Raw genomic sequence first — 18,842 nt, 5'->3', positions numbered from 1 at the left:
CTCACCGGATCGGCTGCCCCGGTGCCAGCCCCGCGCGCAGGACGCGAAGAACATTGCCGCCCATCACCTTGGCGATGTCATCCGGCGTGAACCCGCGATCGACCAGCGCCTGCGTCACATAGATCAGCTGTGCCGTGTCGAACCCGGTCGTCACCGCGCCGTCGAAATCCGAGCCGAGGCCGACATGGTCGATCCCCACCAAATCACGGACATGCGCAATGGCGGCGGCGACCTTGGCCGGTTCGGTGCCGCAGATCGCGGCGTCCCAATAGCCGATACCGATCACGCCGCCGGTTTTCGCCACACCGCGAATCTCCGCGTCGGTCAGGTTGCGGTTGACCCCGCACACCGCCTGGACCCCGCCATGGCTGGACACGACCGGGCGGCGCGCCATGGCGAGAATGTCGGCCACCGATTTGCGGCTGGCATGCGCGATATCGACGATCATCCCGCGCGCCTCCATCCGCCGCACGACTTGCCGCCCGAGCGGGGTGAGGCCGCCTTTGGCCACGCCGTGCATCGACCCGGCGACGTCATTGTCGAAGAAATGCGCCAGGCCCGCCATGCGGAACCCGGCATCGTAGAGGCGGTCGAGATTGGTGAGCTTGCCCTCGAGATTCTGGAGGCCCTCGATCGAGAGCAGCCCGCCGACGATCTGTTTGCCCGCAGCACGATCGAGCATCAGCGTATCGAGATCGGGGCCGGAGCGGATGACGCGCAGCCTGTCGTTCGAGGCGCTCGCGGCGCGGTTGAGCTTCTCGGCATGCCACAGCGAGCGTTCGAGCAGCGACGTCCAGGTGCGCGGCGGCTGTAACTGGGCGACGGTCAACAGCGTGATGTTGTCGGTATCGGCGGTGTTGCTGTCGTAATTCTGCCCCTTCGGCGTCTTGGTCACCGACGAGAAAACCTGCAGTGCGACATTGCCCTCGATCAGCCGGGGCAAATCGACATGGCCGCGATTCGCGCGGTCGAGCAGGTCGCGGCTCCACAGCAGCGTGTCCTCATGCATGTCCGCGATCTTGAGGCTGGCGTGGAGGCGGCGGGTTTCGGCGGTGACGGGGGGCAGGGTGGTCGGCACGACCTTGTTCATGTCGCGCTCGACGATGCCGGGGGCGAGGATGAAGAAGGCGGCCGCGCCGATGACGATCAGGGCGAGCGTCCAGAGCAGGTATTTTTTCATCACTCGCCGCTCCCTTTACATCTAGTCATCCCGGGCTTGACCCGGGATTCCGCTTCTTCTGTCTGGCTGCGGAAAGCGGAACCTCGGGTCAAGCCCCGGGGTGACGGGGAAACTATAAGCGTTCGTGCCGCTCCAACGTGACGAAGCTGTAGGCCGGACGTTCGCCTTCGTCCGAATGATCCTCACGCACCACTTCCCGCCATTCGGAACCAAACGCCGGGACGAACGCATCGCCGTCCGGCGCGACATGCACCTCGGTCAGTTCGATCCGATCGGCCATAGGCAGCATCAGCGCGAAAATCTCCGCCCCGCCGATCACTGCGATATCGCCCGGTCCAGCGAGTGCGACCGCATCCGTCACCGAATGCGCGACCTCCGCCCCCTCGGCCTGCCACGACGCATCGCGTGTCAGCACGATATGCCGCCGTCGGGGCAGCGGCGCAGGAAAACTCTGGAACGTCTTGCGACCCATAATCATGGGTTTACCCATCGTTTGCGCCTTGAAGCGTTTCAGGTCGGCTGGCAGCCGCCACGGCAAGCCGCCATCGACGCCGATCACACCATTATCGGCACGCGCGAGATGGAAGATAATCAGACCGCCACCGCCGCTTTGATATGCGGTTGCGCAATATAGTCGTGCAGCACGAAATCCTCATACTCGTATGCGTCGATCGACGCAGGCTTACGGAGGATTTCGAGGCGGGGGAGCGGGCCGGGTGCGCGCGACAATTGCAGCTCGGCCTGCTCCAGATGGTTGGAATAAAGGTGGCAATCGCCGCCGGTCCACACGAATTCGCCGACCTCCAGATCGCATTGTTGCGCCAGCATGTGGGTGAGCAGGGCGTAGCTGGCGATGTTGAACGGGACGCCGAGGAAGATGTCGGCGGAGCGCTGATAGAGTTGCAACGAGAGCTTGCCGTTTGCGACATAGGTCTGGAACAGGCAGTGGCACGGGGCCAGCGCCATCGCGTGCAACTCGCCGGGGTTCCACGCGGACACGATCATGCGGCGCGACGACGGGTTGGTCTTCAGCGTCTCGATCAATTCCCTGATCTGGTCGATATGGCGGCCATCGGGCGACTCCCAGTCGCGCCATTGCTTGCCATAGACCGGGCCGAGATCGCCGTCCGCGTCGGCCCATTCGTCCCAGATGCTGACCTTGCGATCGTTCAGCCACTTCACATTGGTGTCGCCGCGCAGAAACCACAGCAATTCGACGATGATCGAGCGTAGATGGAGCTTCTTGGTGGTCAGGACCGGAAAGCCCTTCGACAGGTCGAATCGCATCTGATGCCCGAACACGCTGCGCGTGCCGGTGCCGGTGCGATCCATCTGCTCGGCACCGTGGCTGAGCGCGCGTTCCATCAGGTCGAGATATTGCTGCATCGTGCGCGAACCTAGCCCAGCGCAGGTGCGCCGCCAAGCGGGGTTGCACCAATGCCGCGCTACCTATCTCCGTTTTGGATACGCTTTGGCGTGACCCCGAAAGCGATAGCGGCAAAGATGACGTCATGGCGTCGCATGCCCTTGTTTTTCCGTTAGAAACTTCGTTCGACACCGTCGGCGATTTGGTTGCGGATAGCGTGACGGGGCAACGGGCGGAGGTCGCGGCCTTTGCCTGGTGTGACCGGGCTGGACGGGTGCTCGGCCTGCGTCATGCGCGATCGGGGCTGGCCGATGCCGTAGATGTGCCGGTGCGCCGCATTGCGATCGATGCGCTGGCTTTCGACGCGGTGGCCGTCGTGATGGCGCACAATCATCCGTCGGGCGATGCATGGCCCAGCCGGGCGGATCGCGCGACGACGCGGCGGATTGCTGAGGCGATGCAGGCGCTGGGCGTCAGGCTGCACGATCATGTGATCGTCGGGTCGAACGGTGCGCGCTGGAGTTTTCGGGCAGCGGGGTTGCTTTAGAGGCTTACTCGTCGGTCATCGTCGGGCTGGGCGATGCGCCGCCCTTGCCCTTCGGCAGCCCCTGATTGGGGCATGCCCGAATCGCCCACGGGTCGGGACGCGGCCCTTCGGCCCTGAACGTCGCAAGATAGCCGCCGGCCGAAGGCATGTCGCGCATCGTCACCAGCGTATAGCCAACCGCCGCCATCTCGCATTTCAGCAATTCGGGCGGCGTCCCGTGATTCTGCGTCTCACGATTGGCATCGACCACTACGACCAGCCCGCCCGGACGCAATGCCGGACGCATCCGCCACAGGAACTCATAGGGCTCGCCGATCTCGTGATACATATGGACCAGGAAGATGCGGTCGAAGCTGTTGTCGGGCAGCTTGGGGTCTTCCGGTTCGCCCAGCCGCACGCTCACATTGTCGAGCCGTTCACGCGCCGCGCGCTGCGCCAGCGCGTCGCGCACCTCGGGGATGATGTCCCCGGCCAGCACGCGGCCCTGCTTGCCGACGCGCGCGGCCAGACGAATCGTGTAATAGCCTTCGCCCGCACCGATATCGGCGACGGTCATGCCGGGGCGGATATCGGCGAGCTTCATCACCGTGTCCGCCTCGTTCAGCCGGTCGCGCGCTTCCTCGGTCGACCAGCGGGCGGAGACGATGGTGGCGACGGGCCGGTCGGCGGCGGGGAATTTATGCGCCTCGCTCGGCGTCGGCTCGGGGCGCGGACGCGTCTCGTCGCACCCTGCCAGCGCAAGGCCGATCAACAGTCCGATCATGGCGTCTGCCATCCTCAATCCACGTCCTCCACCTCGACCTTCTCGCCGGTCACGCGCTGTGATAGCGCAGCTGCCATGAACGGGTCGAGTGCCCCGTCGAGCACATCCGACGGCGCGGTGGAAGTCACCCCGGTGCGCAGATCCTTTACCAGCTGATAGGGCTGGAGGACGTAGGAGCGGATCTGGTGGCCCCAGCCGATTTCCGTCTTGGCGGTATATTCGCCCAGTGCCGCCGCTTCGCGCTTGGCCAGTTCGGCCTCGTACATCCGCGCCTTCAGCATCGCCATCGCGGTCGCGCGGTTCTTGTGCTGTGAGCGATCCTGCTGGCTGGCGGCGATGATGCCGGTCGGAATATGCGTGATGCGCACCGCCGAGTCGGTGGTGTTGACATGCTGCCCGCCCGCGCCGGAAGCGCGATAAGTATCGATCTTCAGGTCGCTTTCGTTGATCTCGATATCGATCGAATCGTCGATCACCGGATAGACCCATACCGATGAGAAGCTGGTATGCCGCCGCGCCGACGAATCATACGGGCTGATGCGGACCAGCCGGTGCACGCCGCTTTCGGTTTTGGCGTAGCCATAGGCATTCTCGCCTTTGATCAGCAGCGTCGCGGCCTTGATCCCGGCCTGTTCGCCGGCATGATAGTCGATCAGTTCAACCTTGAAGCCGTGGCGTTCGGCCCAGCGCGAATACATGCGCTGAAGCATTTCGGCCCAATCCTGGCTCTCGGTCCCGCCCGCGCCCGAATGGACTTCCAGATAGGTGTCGTTGCCATCGGCCTCGCCCGACAACAGCGCCTTGACCTTGTCCTGCTCGGCGCGCTCGGCCAGCGCGGCCAGGCCCTCGGTCCCCTCGATCGCCATCGCCTCGTCGCCTTCTTCATCGGCCATGTCGATGAGCTCGGCGGTGTCGGACAGCTCCTGTTCGATCGCTCGCGTGGCGGCGATCGCCTCGTCCAGATGGCGACGTTCGCGCATCACTGCCTGGGCGGCGCGTGGATTGTCCCACAAAGTCGGGTCCTCGACGCGCGCGTTCAGTTCGTCGAGACGACGCAGCGCGTTGTCCCAGTCGAGGAAGCGGCGAAGCAGCGCGAGCGCGGCATTGATCTTGTCGGCGTAAGCCTGCGCTTCGGCGCGCATGGTAGAAAACCTTTCAAACTAAATCGTCATCCCGGCGAAAGCCGGGACCGCGCGCCTCAGGCCGTTCGCTGGCGGCCTGAGGTCCCGGCTTTCGCCGGGATGACGGATTGCGCTAGTAGATTCCGCCCTCGCGTTGCAAGAAGTCGCTGTCGCGCGGCCCTTCCTGACGGACCGCCTTCTTCTTCACCACCGCCTTGGGCGCGTCCTCTTCCTCGCCGCGTCGGGCGAGGCGACGCGGTTCGCTCTCGGGCTTGAACGCTTCCCAGATCACACCGCTTTTCGGGTCCGTGCCGGGCCATGCGCCGAACACGCGCTTGCCGGTGGTGCGGTCAATGCGGACCATGCGTACCCCGGCGGGCGCGGTAAAGGGCAGGACGTCGAGGCCTTCATAAGCCTTTTGCGCAAACTGCTTGAAGATCGGCGCCGCCATCGTGCCGCCCTGCGCATAACCGCCCAGATTGGTCGGCGTGTCGTATCCGACATAGAGGCCAGCGATCATCTGCGGCGTCCCACCGATGAACCACACGTCGCGCGGGCCGGACGAGGTGCCGGTCTTTCCCATGATCGGACGGCCCAGATCGCGCAGCACGGTCGCGGTCCCACGCTGGATCACGCCCTCGGTGATGTTTACCATCTGGTATGCGCTCATCGCGTCGAGCACCTGGCGCGAGCGGATCACGGGGCGCGGCATCGGTTTGCCGTCCCAGTCGGGCGCGTTGCAGCGGTCGCAGGCGCGCCAGTTCTCTGGCCAGATCACCTTGCCGTGACGATCCTGCACGAAGTCGATCAGCGACGGATTAAGCGCGCGGCCATGATTGACCAGGATCGAATAGGCGTTGACCATCCGCATCACCGTCGTCTCGCCCGCACCCAGCGAGTAAGCGAGATAGGGTGGATATTTCTGCTGGCTGACACCGATGCGCTGCATCAGGTCGACGACGCGCTCCATGCCGGTCTGGTTGGCGGCCTGTACCGTCATCAGGTTGCGCGACTGTTCGATGCCCCAGCGCATCGTGCGCGGACCCGCGCCGCGCGTGCCGCCGAAGTTGCGGAAGCATTTCTGGCCGAGCGCCGCGCCCTGATAGACGCAGAATGGGCCGTCGACGATGATCGATGCCGGGGTCATCCCGTTTTCGAGCGCGGCGGCATAGACGATCGGCTTGATCGTGGAGCCCGGCTGGCGCTGTGCCTGCGTCGCGCGGTTGAAATTCTGGACCGTCGCGTCGAATCCGCCCTGCATCGCCAGAATGCGACCAGTGCGTGGGTCCTGCACGACGATGCCGCCCGAAATTTTCGGAATTGCGCGCAGCACGAAATTCGGCCCTTCGGGTGAGACCGCGATCACGTCACCGGGCTTGAGCGCGGCGAAGGCGGTGCCGCCCTTGCCGCGAACCGGCATCTGCGCGGCCCATGTAGGGAGGGTTGCGGTCTTGCCGTCGCCGAACCCGATCTCCGCGTTGCCGCCTGACTTCGAGATGACGATCGCCGCGCGCCAATTCTCGTAATCGAGCATGATATTGGTGTTGAGCAACGCCGCGCGCCAGCCGTCGCCGGTGAAGGTGGTTTCGCGCATCGGCCCGGACCAGCCGCGTCCGCGATCGTAACGGAGCAAGCCTTCGCGCAACGCCTTTTGTGCGTCCTTTTGCAGCTCGGGATCGAACGAGGTGCGTACCCATGATCCGCCGGCATAGACGCTGTACGGACCTGATTCCTGCGTCTCGCCGAACTTGTCGAGCAGCTGGCGGCGCACTTCTTCGATGAAATAGCCACCCAGTGGATCGGTGCTTGGCGTCTGGCGTGGCACCGCACCCAGCGGCGCGGCGATCGCGGCGGCATGTTGCGCTTCGTCGATATAGCCGTTTTCGAGCATCTGCCCGAGCACCCAGTTTCGCCGCTCGATCGCGCGCTCGGCATGGCGCTCGGGCATATAGTTGGACGGCCCCTTGGGCAGGATCGCCAGATAGGCGAATTGCGGGATGGTCAGCTGTTTCACGTCGCGGTCGAAATAGGCATGCGCCGCCGCCTCGACCCCGAACGCGTTCCGGCCGAGCGCGATCTGGTTGAGATAGAGTTCGAGGATCTGCTCCTTCGACAGCGTGTTCTCGATGCGGAACGCCAGGATCGCCTCGCGCGCCTTGCGGACATAACTGACCTCGTTGGTCAGCAGCAGGTTCTTCGCCACCTGTTGCGTGATGGTGGAGGTGCCGCGCGGCGTCTCACCACTGGTCAACCCCTGCCACGCCGCGCGCACCAGCCCCGGATAATCGACGCCGCTATGCTGAAAGAAGGTCTTGTCCTCGGCCGACAGGAACGCGCCGACCATCAGCTTGGGATATTCCTCGAACGACAATTCGACGCGGCGTTCGCGGGCATAGCTGCGTAGCGGCGTGCCGTCGCCCGCTCGGACGTTGGTCGGCAAAGGCGGCTCGTAATCGCGCAACTTGTCGGCCGAGGGCAGGTCGCGCAGCAGCAGCGCCCACAGCACCGCAGTGCCGACACCGGCGAGCAGCAACAACCACGCAAGGATGCGGAACCACCAGCGATGCCGAATCGCAGCAAAACCGCTGCGCGCATCCTCTCGCGTGAATTTCAGGGTGAAATTGGGTTGGTACGCATCCGCCATTACGCGCGCGGTTTAGCAGGAATGATGCGGGTTGCCAGCGGGGGATGTTGCTTAATCCTCCCCCGCCAGGGGGAGGTGGCGCCGAAGGCGACGGAGGGGGCGGGTGGCGTCGCATTCTAAGTGGAAGGCATCCCTTCCTCCCCCTCCGTCAGGCTGCGCCTGCCACCTCCCCCTGGCGGGGGAGGATAAGGGCGTTAACGCGACGCCATTCTCGTCGCAAAATGGATCGCCACCGCGCGGTTCACGCTTTCCGCGATGCGGCGGCGGCCATTGGCGGAGTTCAAGAACGCGACGTCGCTGGCGTTCGAGATATAGCCGGTCTCGAACAGGATCGAGGGCATGTCGGGTGCCTTCAGCACCAGCAGCGACGCCATGCGGTGATAGTTGGGCTTGACCGGGATGAGCCCCTGCGCCTCACGTCCCAGCAGCCGCGCGAATTTGGCGGAGGCGTTCATCGTCTCGCGCTGGGTCAGGTCGATCAGGATCGACGACACGTCGCGGTTGGTGCTGGCGAGATCGATCCCGGCGAGGATGTCGGACTTATTCTCACGCGCCGCCAGCCGCGCGGCTTCCTTGTCGGAGGCGACTTCGGACAATGTGTAGACCGTCGCGCCGCTGGCGTCGGGCGTATGCGCGGCATCGCAATGGACCGAGATGAACAAGGATGCACCCAGTTTGCGGGCAACCTCGAACCGGTCGCGGTGGATCAGATAGCGGTCGTCTTCCCGCGTCATCGCCACGCGGACGCGGCCAGAGGCGAGGAGCTCGTCGCGCATCGCCCGCGCGATCTTGAGCGCGAGATCCTTTTCCTTGAGCCCGTCGGCCGAGATCGAACCCGGATCGTGCCCGCCATGCCCGGCGTCGATCACCACCAGCGGGCGATCGTCGTCGCTGCCATAAATGCGCGGCAGCGCGAAGGCGGCGGGGCGGGGGGGTACAGACGCGGAGACGCTGTAGCTGTGGCGCGTGGAGGCGCGCACGAAGCTGAACGGGGGCAGGAAGCTCATCCGGCCTTCTGCTGCGGCGCGGGCGAAACGGGCGTCGTCCACGGTGCGCAGTTCGAGCGTAAGTGCGGTGCCGTCCTGAGCGAAATGGCCTTCGGTAATGATCGCGGGTCGGGCGAGGTCGAACACGACGCGCGCGCCGTCGCCGCGTGCAGCTTGGCGCACCGCGGTGACCGGGCCGGACGCATCGGCACGCGCGCCGGGGGCCGCGCCCATCAGGTCGAGCGCGATCCGGTTCGGCCCGGCGAGCACGAAGCTGCTGGCCTGTGCGACACGCGCGTCGAATTGGATGACGATACGGTTAGACCGGACGTCGATATCGCGGATGGTTCCGGCCCAGCTCGGTGCGCCGGTCAACCAACCGGCGAGGAGGGCAAGAAAGAATGACACCCGGGCGATATGGCGCGCCGGGCTGGGGGGGGTCCAGCCCAAAAGCATGCACTGTTACTTTCACTGCGAATTAGCCTGACCGGACCCGGATAGGCGACGGGTGTTTCAAATGCGGTGAAGCGGTGCGGTTAATGACTGATTCGGCATGATTTTGCCGGCAGGGGCGGCAGGAACCTGCCGGGCGATGCGCACGGATGAAGTCGCGCAGACCAATGTTGCCGCCCGGGTTCGCGGGTGCTACGCATTGCGCCAGCCGGGGCTTTATCAAAGCATTTTCGGCGATCCACGCCGGGCCGCATTCGGTCCGGCATTTCAGGTTGACGCTGTAATGAGGCAATTTCCGTCCATCCCGCATCGCACCATTTCGGTGAGCGATCGCGCGGCGACGGAGGCCATGACCCACGGGTTTGGCCGTGCCCCGGCAGCAGAGGCATCATCAAAACCCCGCGCGCCCGCTTTGACGGCGCGCATTTTCATTCGCGTGACCGGCCGCCTGACGGCCCGGCGCGCCCGGAGAAGTTTAAATGACCACGCGTATGCTGATCGACGCACGCCACCGGGAAGAAACCCGTGTGGCGGTCGTCAAAGGGAATCGAATCGAGGAATTTGATTTCGAGAGTGCTGAGCGCAAGCAGCTCAAGGGTAACATCTATCTCGCCAAGGTAACGCGGGTCGAACCGTCGCTGCAGGCGGCGTTCATCGAATATGGCGGCAATCGCCACGGGTTCCTGGCGTTCAGCGAAATCCACCCCGATTACTACCAGATCCCCAAGGAAGATCGTGACGCGCTGCTTCGCGAAGAGGCCGAACACGCCGCCGAGGAAGCCGCACTGCGCGCTGACATCGATGGCGACGACGACCATGATTATGACGACGACGGAGTCGAAGTGCTCGATCGCCCGCAGGGTGACGAGGACGATTCGGACCATGACGAGTCCGATCATGACGGCGACGAGGAAACCGGCGAAGTCGACGAGAATGGCGATGCGCCAAAGCGTCGCGGCGGTCGCGGTCGCAAGGGCAATGACGACCAGGTCGAGGCACTTCGCCAGCGCCGCATGAACCTGCGCCGCCGCTACAAGATTCAGGACGTGATCCGCCGCCGTCAGGTGCTGCTGGTTCAGGTCGTGAAGGAAGAGCGCGGCAACAAGGGAGCGGCGCTGACCACCTATCTGTCGCTGGCCGGTCGTTATTGCGTGCTGATGCCCAACACCGCGCATGGCGGCGGTATCTCGCGCAAGATTTCCAGCGCCGCCGATCGCAAGCGGCTGAAGACGATCATGTCGGACATGAAGCTGCCATCGTCGATGGGCTGCATCGTCCGCACCGCCGGGCTTCAGCGCACCAAGGTCGAGATCAAGCGCGACTTCGACTATCTCGCCCGCCTGTGGGACGAAATCCGCGAAAAGACGCTGGCGTCCGACGCGCCCGCTTTGGTCTATGGCGACAGCGACCTGATGAAGCGCGCGATCCGCGACATCTATAACAAGGATATCGACGAGGTGATCGTCGAAGGCGATGACGGCTATCGTCAGGCTAAGGACTTCATGCGGCTGCTGATGCCCAGCCACGCAAAGAAGGTGATCCATTACAGCGACGCCGTGCCGCTGTTCCAGCGCGCAGGCGTCGAGGAACAGCTGTCCGCGATGTACAATCCGGTCGTCCAGCTGAAGTCCGGCGGCTACCTCGTCATCAACCCGACCGAAGCCCTGGTGTCGATCGACATCAACTCCGGCCGCTCGACGCGCGAGCATTCGATCGAGCAGACCGCGACCGCCACCAACCTTGAGGCTGCACAGGAAATCGCGCGCCAGTTGCGGCTGCGCGACATGGCCGGGCTGGTCGTCATCGACTTTATCGACATGGACCACGGCTCGAACGTGCGCAAAGTCGAAAAGGCGATGAAGGAGGCGCTGAAGAACGATCGCGCCCGCATTCAGGTCGGCCGCATTTCGGCTTTCGGCCTGATGGAAATGAGCCGCCAGCGGCTGCGCACCGGCGTGCTCGAAGCGTCGACGCGCCAATGCCCGCATTGCGAAGGCACCGGCCTCGTTCGCACGGCATCGTCCGCTGGTCTTTCGGCCCTGCGCCTGATCGAGGATGAAGCGGCGCGTGGTCGCGGTTCGCTGCTCTCGCTGCGCGCCAGCCAGGAAGCGGCGTTCTACGTCCTCAACCGCAAGCGCGCCGACATTGCCGAGATCGAGGATCGCTATGGCGTCCGCGTCGAAATCCTGTCCGACGGCGAGCCGGAAGGCAGCCGCATGTCGGTCGAGGCCAGCGGCCCGCCGCCAGCCTATGCGCCGAAGTTCACGCGCGTGATCGAGGAAATCGAGGACGATTACGTCGAGGAGATCGACGAAGAGGAAATCGAGGACGAGGAAGAAGAAGTCGTCGAAGCCCGCCAGCCACGCGAGCGTGAGCGCAGCGGCGAAGCCGATGGCGAAGGTGGCCGCAAGCGTCGCCGGCGCCGTCGTGGTCGTCGCGGCCGTCGTGAGGACGAGAATGGCGAAGGTGGCGAGGCCGGTGAAGCGGGCGAAGGCGACGACGATTCGGATGCCGAGCCGGTTGAGGGCGATGCCGAAGCCGTGACTGCCGAAACACCGGTCGCCGACGATTCGGGCGAGCCGCGCAAGCGCCGCCGTCGCGGCCGTCGTGGATCGCGTCGCGGTGGTGAAGGCGATCAGGCCGGCGAACAGGCCGAGGGTTCGGAAGCTGCTGACGAGGAGGCAGCCGAAGCAGCCCCCGAGCCAGTCGAAGCCGAAGTCGAGCCGGACGTCGCGGCCAAGCCAAAGCGCAGCCGTCGCCGCAAGGCCGACGACGTCGCCGCCGAAACCCCGGTCACGGATATCGACGCAGCCACCGCCGAAGCCGGCATCGCCGCCGAGCCACAGCCCGAGGTCGAAGCCCCGGCCAAGCCAAAGCGCAGCCGCCGCAAAGCCGCCGAGGCCGAGCCGGTCGCTGTCGAAGCGCCCGTCGAGGCTCCGGCGGAACCCGTCGCAGCGGAAGCCGAAGAAGCACCCAAGCCCAAGCGCCGCAGCCGCGCCAAGGCGGCATCGGCTCCCGCCGAAGCCGTCAGCAGCGACGTTGCGCCGACTGCCGAAGCCGATGCCGAGCCAGCCAATGCCGGCGACGTAGAGGGTGACGACGACGGCACCGGCCCGCGCCGGGGCTGGTGGCAGCGCACCTTCGGCACCTGACGAAGGAGGGCGGGGACAGCGAACGCCGTTCCCGCCCGCTTTCATTCCCCGTTCATGCGGCTCGACCCATCCCGCCGCGACGCATGCCGAGGCAACCGACCGTTGATCGCAGGGGATAATCCGCCATGATGACGGCCATGAAGCGCCTCGTCTCCATCTTTGCTCTGTTCCTGCTGATCGGCATCACGAGCCCCGCCTTCGCCCAGTCGATCCTGCGCGATGCGGAGAGCGAGGCATTGCTGGTCGACATGTCGCGCGAAATCATCCGCGCCGCCAACCTCTCGCCCGCCAATGTCCGCATCGTCCTGATAAACGATCAGTCGATCAACGCGTTCGTCGCGGGCGGACAGACCGTCTATGTCCATTCCGGGCTGATCGATGCCGCCAGCAGCGCCAACGAAGTGCAGGGCGTGATCGCGCACGAGCTGGGTCATATCACCGGCGGGCATGTGTCGCTGAGCGATCGCATGGCCAAGGGTGCGACCGGCATCACCATCCTCAGCCTGTTGCTCGGTGCTGCCGCGATGGCCGCCGGATCGGCCGATGCCGGCATGGGACTGATGCAGCTCGGCCAGCGCGCCGCGCTCGGCAATTTCCTGGCGTTCAGCCGCGCACAGGAAGCGACCACCGATGCCGCCGGCGTCAAATATCTGTCCGGCGCCGGGGTCAGCGGCAAGGGCATGCTCGATTTCTTCAAGAAGCTGCAACAGCAGGAATATCGCTGGGGTCTGAAGCGCGGCAGCGAAACCAGCTATGTGATGAGCCATCCGATGTCGGGTGAGCGTATCGCCACGCTGACCGCCGATCTTCAGGCCGACCCGGCCTGGAGCAAGGCGGGCGCACCGGGGCTGGAGGATCGCTTCAAACGCGTACAGGCAAAACTGCGCGGCTATGTCGCGGACCCCAAGGATACGCTGCGCAAATATCCCGAGAGCGATGTGACGGTCCCTGCGCGCTATGCCCGCGCCTATGCCTATCATTTGTCCGGCTATCCCAAGGAAGCTGCGGCGGAGGCGGCGGCGCTGGTGCGCGCCGAGCCGGAAAACCCCTATTTCCTGGAGCTGGAGGGACAGATTCTGCTCGAATCGGGCAAGGTCAGGGAAGCGATCCCGCCCTTGCGCGAGGCGACGACGCGAACCAATTTCCAGCCGCTGATCGCCACCACATTCGGTCACGCGCTGCTGGCAACCGAGGACGCGACACTGTTGCCGGAGGCGGAGAAGGTGCTGCGTCAGGCGGTGGTGCGCGACAAGGAAAACCCCTTCGCCTGGTATCAGCTGGGCATGCTTTACGAGCGCAAGGGCGACGGGCCGCGTGCGGCGCTGGCAACGGCGGAGCGTTCGGCGATGATCGGCGATCTGGGCCGCGCGATGGCCAGCGCACAGGTGGCGATGGCGGGGCTGCCACAGGGAACGCCCGACTGGATCCGCGCACAGGATATCGTCATGGCGGGGCAGGGCGTGATGCAGGACAGGAAAAAGAAGTGATCGAACGCATCACGAAAAGCCCGCTGGCGCTTGCCGGGCTGCTGGCGGTGTCCGGCGCGGTCGGCGCAGGCGTGGTTCTGGCGGTACAGGCACTCGCGCCCGCGGACAGCGCCGCCCAGGCCGACGACAAGCGCATCGGTGCGGTAGTGCGCGATTATGTCCTCGCCAATCCCGAAATCCTGCCCGAGGCGATGAAGAAATTGCAGGAGCGCGAGACCGGCAAGGCGGTCGCGGCAAGCAGTGCCACGATCAACCAGCCCTATGCCGGGGCATGGGAAGGTAACCCCGACGGCGACGTCACCGTCTCCGTGTGGATGGACTATGCCTGCGGCTATTGCCGCGCCAGCCTGCCGATGATCGCACAGCTCGTCGCCGAAGACCCGAAAGTCCGCATCGTCTATCGGGAACTGCCCGTGCTGAGTGACGTCAGCCGCGTCGCCGCGCGCTGGGGTCTGGCGGCGGCGGAGCAGAACAAGTTCAAGCCTTTCCACAATGCGCTCTATTCGGGTGGCCAGCTGAGTGAGGCGTCGATCGCTTCAGCGGCAGCCTCGGCGGGGCTGGATCAGGCGAAGGCGCAGGCCGCGATCACGACCACGGGCGTCGAGGCGGAAATCGCGCGCAACCTCGAAACCGCCGGCAAGCTGGGCGTAACCGGCACACCGAGCTGGGTGATCGGCGACAAGGTGATCTCGGGCATGGTGCCGTACGACGTGCTGAAACAGGCGGTAGCGGCGGCGCGGGCGAAGTAGCGGGTGCGGCTTTGGGTGGTCAGGGGACGACCGTCACTGCACTCGCAGAATCGAATGGAAGCGGTGCGCAGTCACCTGCCGCTTGTAAATCCCATTCCACCCAAACATCCCGTCACAGAGAGCTGTTCTGCCGTCAAAGTCCACCGCGTAAATGCGCTGCTCTTTACCTTGCGCGGACTCCTTCATTCCGCGATCTGTTTCGAGCAAATCCGAGCTGAGCCAGACTGTTCCTTCGCCTTTGATATCCTTTAATTCGCGGGCGCCAACCCAAAACTCGGAAGCATGCATGTCAATCAACCATAGACCCTGCATGCGCTCTGGCTCACCAAACGGCCAACAACCCCGATCGCCAACATAATGTTCGCTGGGAGAGGTCCCGCGAAAACACCGTTTCATCCACGCCTCCGGCATGGCCAATGACTTGCATTCTTGGGGCGTCGGCAGCGACGTGCCACACGCGGCAAGTAGCGGAAGAATTAGAATGGCGCGATGCCGCATGCCTAGCAGATTAAAGGATTCCTCTGTGTCCGCAACTGGGTCGTGAGCAGACATCGCGCATCCGCACACATCGCGCTTCCAATGTTGGATTTCATCTGATCTATCCTCGTGGATGAAGCCGCTACCCGCCCCGTTCCTATCGCGTGTCAACCATCCGGTCGCGTCGCCGACGCGTCGCCGTCGTATCCCTATCGCGTACCTGTCGCCTCGCGGGCGCGAACCCGGCGCTTCCGCCGAAAACCCGCCATTTGTGTCAAGTGCGTCAACCGACGCACTTCGCCACCCAGCCCCGGTTGTCGATACACCCCGCCGCACCTACATGCCGCCTCTGCAAGAGGGGCCATCCATGCAACCAATTCTCTCCGTCCGGGGCGTCAGCAAGACCTATGCCTCGGGGCACAAGGCGCTGGGCGCGGTCGATCTCGATATCGCCAAGGGCGAGATTTTCGCGCTGCTCGGGCCGAACGGCGCGGGCAAGACGACGCTCATCAACATCATCTGCGGGATCGTCACGCCGAGCAGCGGCACGATCACCGTCGGCGGGCATGATGCGATCACACAGCCCCGTGAGGCGCGAATGATGATCGGGCTGGTGCCACAGGAATTGTCGGTCGACATGTTCGAAACGGTGCTGGCGACGGTCCGCTACAGTCGCCGCCTGTTCGGCCGCGCGGGGCATGATGCCTATATCGACGAACTGCTGCGTGACCTGTCGCTCGACGACAAGCGCAACTCAAAGATCATGGAATTGTCCGGCGGCATGAAGCGCCGCGTGCTGATCGCCAAGGCGCTGAGCCACGAACCCGACATCCTGTTCCTCGACGAACCCACCGCCGGCGTCGATGTCTCGCTGCGCCGCGACATGTGGAAACTGGTCAAGAAGCTGCGCGAGCGCGGCACCACGATTATCCTGACCACCCATTATATCGAAGAGGCCGAGGAGATGGCCGACCGGGTGGGCGTCATCAACAAGGGCGAATTGCTGCTGGTCGAGCGCAAGGCCGAGCTGATGAAGAAGCTGGGCAAGCGCGAGATGGATATCGCGCTGGTCGAGCCGATGGCGGCGATCCCGGCGGAACTGGCGGAATGGCATCTCACGCTGGAGGACGAAGGCGAACGGCTGCGTTACGTGTTCGACGCGCAGGCCGAGCGCACCGGCATCCCCTCGCTGCTGCGCAAGCTCGCCGACCTCGGCATCGCATTCAAGGATCTGGATACGTCCAAGTCGAGCCTCGAGGATATCTTCGTCGACCTTGTCGAACAGCGTGACGAGGAGAAGGCGGCATGAGGGGCTTCAACCATCACGGCGTGTGGGCGATCTATCGCTTCGAGATGGCGCGGGCGCTGCGCACGATCTGGCAGAGCCTGGTCACGCCCGTTGTGACGACGGCATTGTATTTCATCGTGTTCGGCGGTGCGATCGGGTCGCGGATGCAGAATCTCGACGGTGTCAGCTATGGCAGCTTCATCGTCCCCGGCCTGATCCTGATGGGGACGTTGCAGCTGTCGATCTCGAATGCGTCGATCGGCATCTACTTCCCCAAATTCACCGGCACGATGTACGAACTGTTGTCCGCGCCGATTTCGTCGATGGAGATGGTGATCGGATTCGTCGGCGCTGCGGCGACCAAGTCGGTGGTGCTGGGCCTCATCACCCTGTTCACCGCGATGGTGTTCGTCGACGTGCCGATCGCGCATCCGCTGGTTATGCTGGCGATGCTGGTGTTGACCTCGATCGCCTTCTGCCTCGCCGGGTTCATCATCGGCGTATGGGCGAAGGGGTTCGAGCAATTGTCGTTCATCCCCAGCCTGATCGTCACGCCGCTGACCTTCCTCGGCGGCGCATTCTACACCATCAACATGCTGCCCGAACCGTGGCGCACGGTGAGCCTGTTCAACCCGATCGTCTATCTCATCAGCGGATTCCGCTGGAGCTTCTTCGGCGTCGGTGACGTGTCGATCGGGGTCAGCCTCGCGGCGCTGGCGGCGTTCCTGGTCGTGTGCCTCGGCGTGGTGGCGTGGATCTTCAAGAGCGGCTGGCGGCTGAAGAATTAACCGGCGACGGGCAGCGCGATGAACGATCCGGTGCAGACACGCTGGGTCGCCTTCACATAGTCGGCGGGTTTGGCCTTGTAGATGTTGGGCACGAAGCGTTGCGGGTTGCGGTCGATGACCGGGAACCAGCTCGACTGGATCTGAACCATGATGCGGTGGCCGCGTTTGAAGACATGGTCGCGGTCATGAAGCGGAACGTCCCAGGCGCGCACCTTCTTCGGCACCAGCGGCTTCGACACCTCGAATCCGTCCAGCCAGCGCCCTCGGCGAATTTCCATGGCGATCGGCAACTGATAGCCGTTGAGCGAGCGGGCATAGTCACCGGGCTTGGGATTTTCGGCAGGTTCCTCGACATTGTCCGGGAACACGTCGATCAGCTTGACCACGAAATCGCTGTCGGTGCCGGTGGTGGACGCCATCAGCGTGGCGGCGACGCTGCCGGTAACGGTCATGTCGGCGTTGAGCGGTGCGCTGGTGTAGGTCAGCACATCGGGTCGCCCGCCCAAAAAGCGCTGGTCGTCGCTTTCCCAAGTCGCCCAGTCGGGTGCGCCCCAGGTCGGCGAGATCGGGCGCTGGCGAAAGGGCACCGGATTGGCGGGATCGGACACATAGTCGCGGCAGGCGGCGCCGGTTGCCGGGGTGAAGGCGAGCTTGCCGTCGGCATGAAGATACAGCTTCTTCTCGACCGTCCGCTTCGGCGGCCAGCTGTCATAGCGTTTCCAAGCCCATGATCCGCTCTGGAACATCGCCGCCTCGAATGCGGGCTTCGCACCGGTGCCGTGCAGCCAGTGACGGAAGAACGGCGCTTCGATCTGCTCGCGGAACTGCGTGCCGCTTTCGCTGCCGATCGGAATGCGGCCGAGCATGTCGCCTTTGCCGCGCCAGCCGCCGTGATTCCACGGCCCCGCGACCATGATGCTGAGATTATCGGGATCGTTCTGTTGCTGCTTGCGGTGGACCTCCCACGCCCCCCACGGATCCTCCTGATCCCAAAAGCCGGTGACGTTGAGCGTCGGCACCGTCGTCTTGCCCAGCCGCTCGGCCCAGCGCTGCTTCTTCCAGAAATCATTGTTGTCCGGGTTCTCGATCATCGCCCGGAACATGGGCACCCGGCCCTTGAAGTATTTGCGCTCGATATCGTCGGCGGACCCGGCGGCGAGGAACCAGTCATAGCTGTCGTAGCTGTCGTATTTCGGCTCCTCGTTGGTCTTTTCGGCCTGAAGCAGATGCAACCAGTCATAGGCATAGGTGAGCCGCATCGCGCCGTAGCGATGCAGATCGTCATGCATGAAATAATCGGTCCACGGTGCCTGCGGGCTGACCGCCTTCAGCGCCGGATGCGGGCGAGCGAGTGCGATGCCTGCGGCGAGGCCGGGATAGGACACGCCCCACATGCCGACGCGGCCATTATTGGCAGGGACGTTCTTCAGCAGCCAGTCGATGCTGTCGGCGGCGTCGCTGGCTTCGTCGGTCGCATCGTCGCGGATTTCGGTGGAGAGGGTGAACTGCGCTCCCTCCGACCCGAAACGCCCGCGCATCGACTGGAACACGAAGATATAGCCGTCCTGTGCCAGCGCCGCCCAAGCGGCGGGCATCGTCGCCGGTGCCTTGTCGAAAATGCCATAGGGCGTGCGCTGGATCAGGATCGGCAGCGGCCCTTTCGCATCGCGCGGCGTCAGGATCACCGTTTCCAGCTTTACGCCATCGCGCATCGGGATCATCGCGCGGCTGAAGGTGAAGGGCGACTGCGTTACCGCGGGGGCAGGTGCGGCCTGCTGGCGCGCGGCAACGGGCGCGGTGAGGGTGAGCAGCAGCAGGGCTCCGGCGATGTGGCGCATAGA

The 18,842-nt window shown here is 64.6% G+C and carries 15 protein-coding genes; 6 read left to right on the top strand and 9 right to left on the bottom strand.

What is annotated here, in order from left to right; translation table 11 throughout:
* Position 1: 1 nt before the first annotated feature.
* The 3 genes from U1702_RS10505 to U1702_RS10495 form a co-directional block, all read right to left on the bottom strand.
* Positions 2-1,180: a dipeptidase gene (locus tag U1702_RS10505; RefSeq protein WP_332724157.1), complete on the bottom strand. Its 1,179-nt coding sequence runs from the start codon at positions 1,178-1,180 to the stop codon at positions 2-4.
* Positions 1,181-1,292: 112 nt separating this feature from the next.
* Positions 1,293-1,775 carry a dihydrofolate reductase gene (locus U1702_RS10500; protein WP_332724682.1) on the bottom strand — a complete coding sequence of 161 codons (483 nt, stop codon included), beginning with the start codon at positions 1,773-1,775 and terminating at the stop codon, positions 1,293-1,295.
* Positions 1,772-2,566 carry a thymidylate synthase gene (locus tag U1702_RS10495; protein ID WP_332724155.1) on the bottom strand — a complete coding sequence of 265 codons (795 nt, stop codon included), beginning with the start codon at positions 2,564-2,566 and terminating at the stop codon, positions 1,772-1,774. The genes U1702_RS10500 and U1702_RS10495 overlap by 4 nt, the downstream gene beginning before the upstream one ends.
* 125 nt (positions 2,567-2,691) lie before the next feature.
* On the opposite strand from U1702_RS10495, the gene U1702_RS10490 reads away from it, so the two are divergent.
* Positions 2,692-3,093, top strand: a complete 402-nt coding sequence (locus U1702_RS10490; protein WP_332724153.1) for a JAB domain-containing protein — start codon at positions 2,692-2,694, stop codon at positions 3,091-3,093.
* 4 nt (positions 3,094-3,097) lie between these two features.
* Here the strand turns inward: U1702_RS10490 and U1702_RS10485 are convergent, their stop codons facing one another.
* From U1702_RS10485 to U1702_RS10470, 4 genes are all read right to left on the bottom strand, one after another.
* Entirely contained in the window at positions 3,098-3,856 is a 759-nt protein-coding gene (locus U1702_RS10485) for a class I SAM-dependent methyltransferase (RefSeq protein WP_332724151.1), read from the bottom strand.
* A 14-nt stretch (positions 3,857-3,870) separates the two neighbouring features.
* Positions 3,871-4,998: a peptide chain release factor 2 gene (prfB, locus tag U1702_RS10480; protein WP_332724149.1), complete on the bottom strand. Its 1,128-nt coding sequence runs from the start codon at positions 4,996-4,998 to the stop codon at positions 3,871-3,873.
* 112 nt (positions 4,999-5,110) lie between these two features.
* Complete coding sequence (locus U1702_RS10475; protein WP_332724148.1) at positions 5,111-7,621, bottom strand: penicillin-binding protein 1A; 2,511 nt, start codon at positions 7,619-7,621, stop codon at positions 5,111-5,113.
* A gap of 194 nt (positions 7,622-7,815) precedes the next feature.
* Complete coding sequence (locus U1702_RS10470; RefSeq protein ID WP_332724146.1) at positions 7,816-9,015, bottom strand: N-acetylmuramoyl-L-alanine amidase; 1,200 nt, start codon at positions 9,013-9,015, stop codon at positions 7,816-7,818.
* Positions 9,016-9,539: 524 nt separating this feature from the next.
* Here U1702_RS10470 and U1702_RS10465 point away from each other — a divergent pair.
* The 3 genes from U1702_RS10465 (at position 9,540) to U1702_RS10455 (ending at position 14,448) form a co-directional block, all read left to right on the top strand.
* On the top strand, positions 9,540-12,212 hold the full coding sequence (locus tag U1702_RS10465) for an Rne/Rng family ribonuclease (RefSeq protein ID WP_332724144.1): 2,673 nt from the start codon (positions 9,540-9,542) through the stop codon (positions 12,210-12,212).
* A gap of 125 nt (positions 12,213-12,337) precedes the next feature.
* Positions 12,338-13,699, top strand: a complete 1,362-nt coding sequence (locus U1702_RS10460; protein WP_443026818.1) for a M48 family metalloprotease — start codon at positions 12,338-12,340, stop codon at positions 13,697-13,699.
* On the top strand, positions 13,696-14,448 hold the full coding sequence (locus U1702_RS10455) for a DsbA family protein (RefSeq protein ID WP_332724142.1): 753 nt from the start codon (positions 13,696-13,698) through the stop codon (positions 14,446-14,448). The genes U1702_RS10460 and U1702_RS10455 overlap by 4 nt, the downstream gene beginning before the upstream one ends.
* Before the next feature lie 33 nt (positions 14,449-14,481).
* On the opposite strand, the gene U1702_RS10450 is transcribed toward U1702_RS10455, so the two are convergent.
* Entirely contained in the window at positions 14,482-14,946 is a 465-nt protein-coding gene (locus U1702_RS10450; protein WP_332724140.1) for a hypothetical protein, read from the bottom strand.
* 346 nt (positions 14,947-15,292) lie between these two features.
* On the opposite strand from U1702_RS10450, the gene U1702_RS10445 reads away from it, so the two are divergent.
* Together U1702_RS10445 and U1702_RS10440 are read left to right on the top strand one after the other, a co-directional pair.
* Positions 15,293-16,234 carry an ABC transporter ATP-binding protein gene (locus U1702_RS10445; RefSeq protein ID WP_332724138.1) on the top strand — a complete coding sequence of 314 codons (942 nt, stop codon included), beginning with the start codon at positions 15,293-15,295 and terminating at the stop codon, positions 16,232-16,234.
* Positions 16,231-17,001, top strand: a complete 771-nt coding sequence (locus U1702_RS10440) for an ABC transporter permease (protein ID WP_332724136.1) — start codon at positions 16,231-16,233, stop codon at positions 16,999-17,001. The genes U1702_RS10445 and U1702_RS10440 overlap by 4 nt, the downstream gene beginning before the upstream one ends.
* On the opposite strand, the gene U1702_RS10435 is transcribed toward U1702_RS10440, so the two are convergent.
* Positions 16,998-18,839, bottom strand: coding sequence for a CocE/NonD family hydrolase (locus U1702_RS10435; protein ID WP_332724134.1), 1,842 nt, complete (start codon positions 18,837-18,839; stop codon positions 16,998-17,000). The two genes, U1702_RS10440 and U1702_RS10435, sit on opposite strands and share 4 nt — an antisense overlap.
* Positions 18,840-18,842: the final 3 nt, after the last annotated feature.

The sequence above is a fragment of the Sphingomonas sp. LT1P40 genome, from assembly GCF_036663835.1.
Lineage (GTDB): Bacteria > Pseudomonadota > Alphaproteobacteria > Sphingomonadales > Sphingomonadaceae > Sphingomonas.
This window is presented reverse-complemented; position numbering and strand designations above follow the sequence as displayed.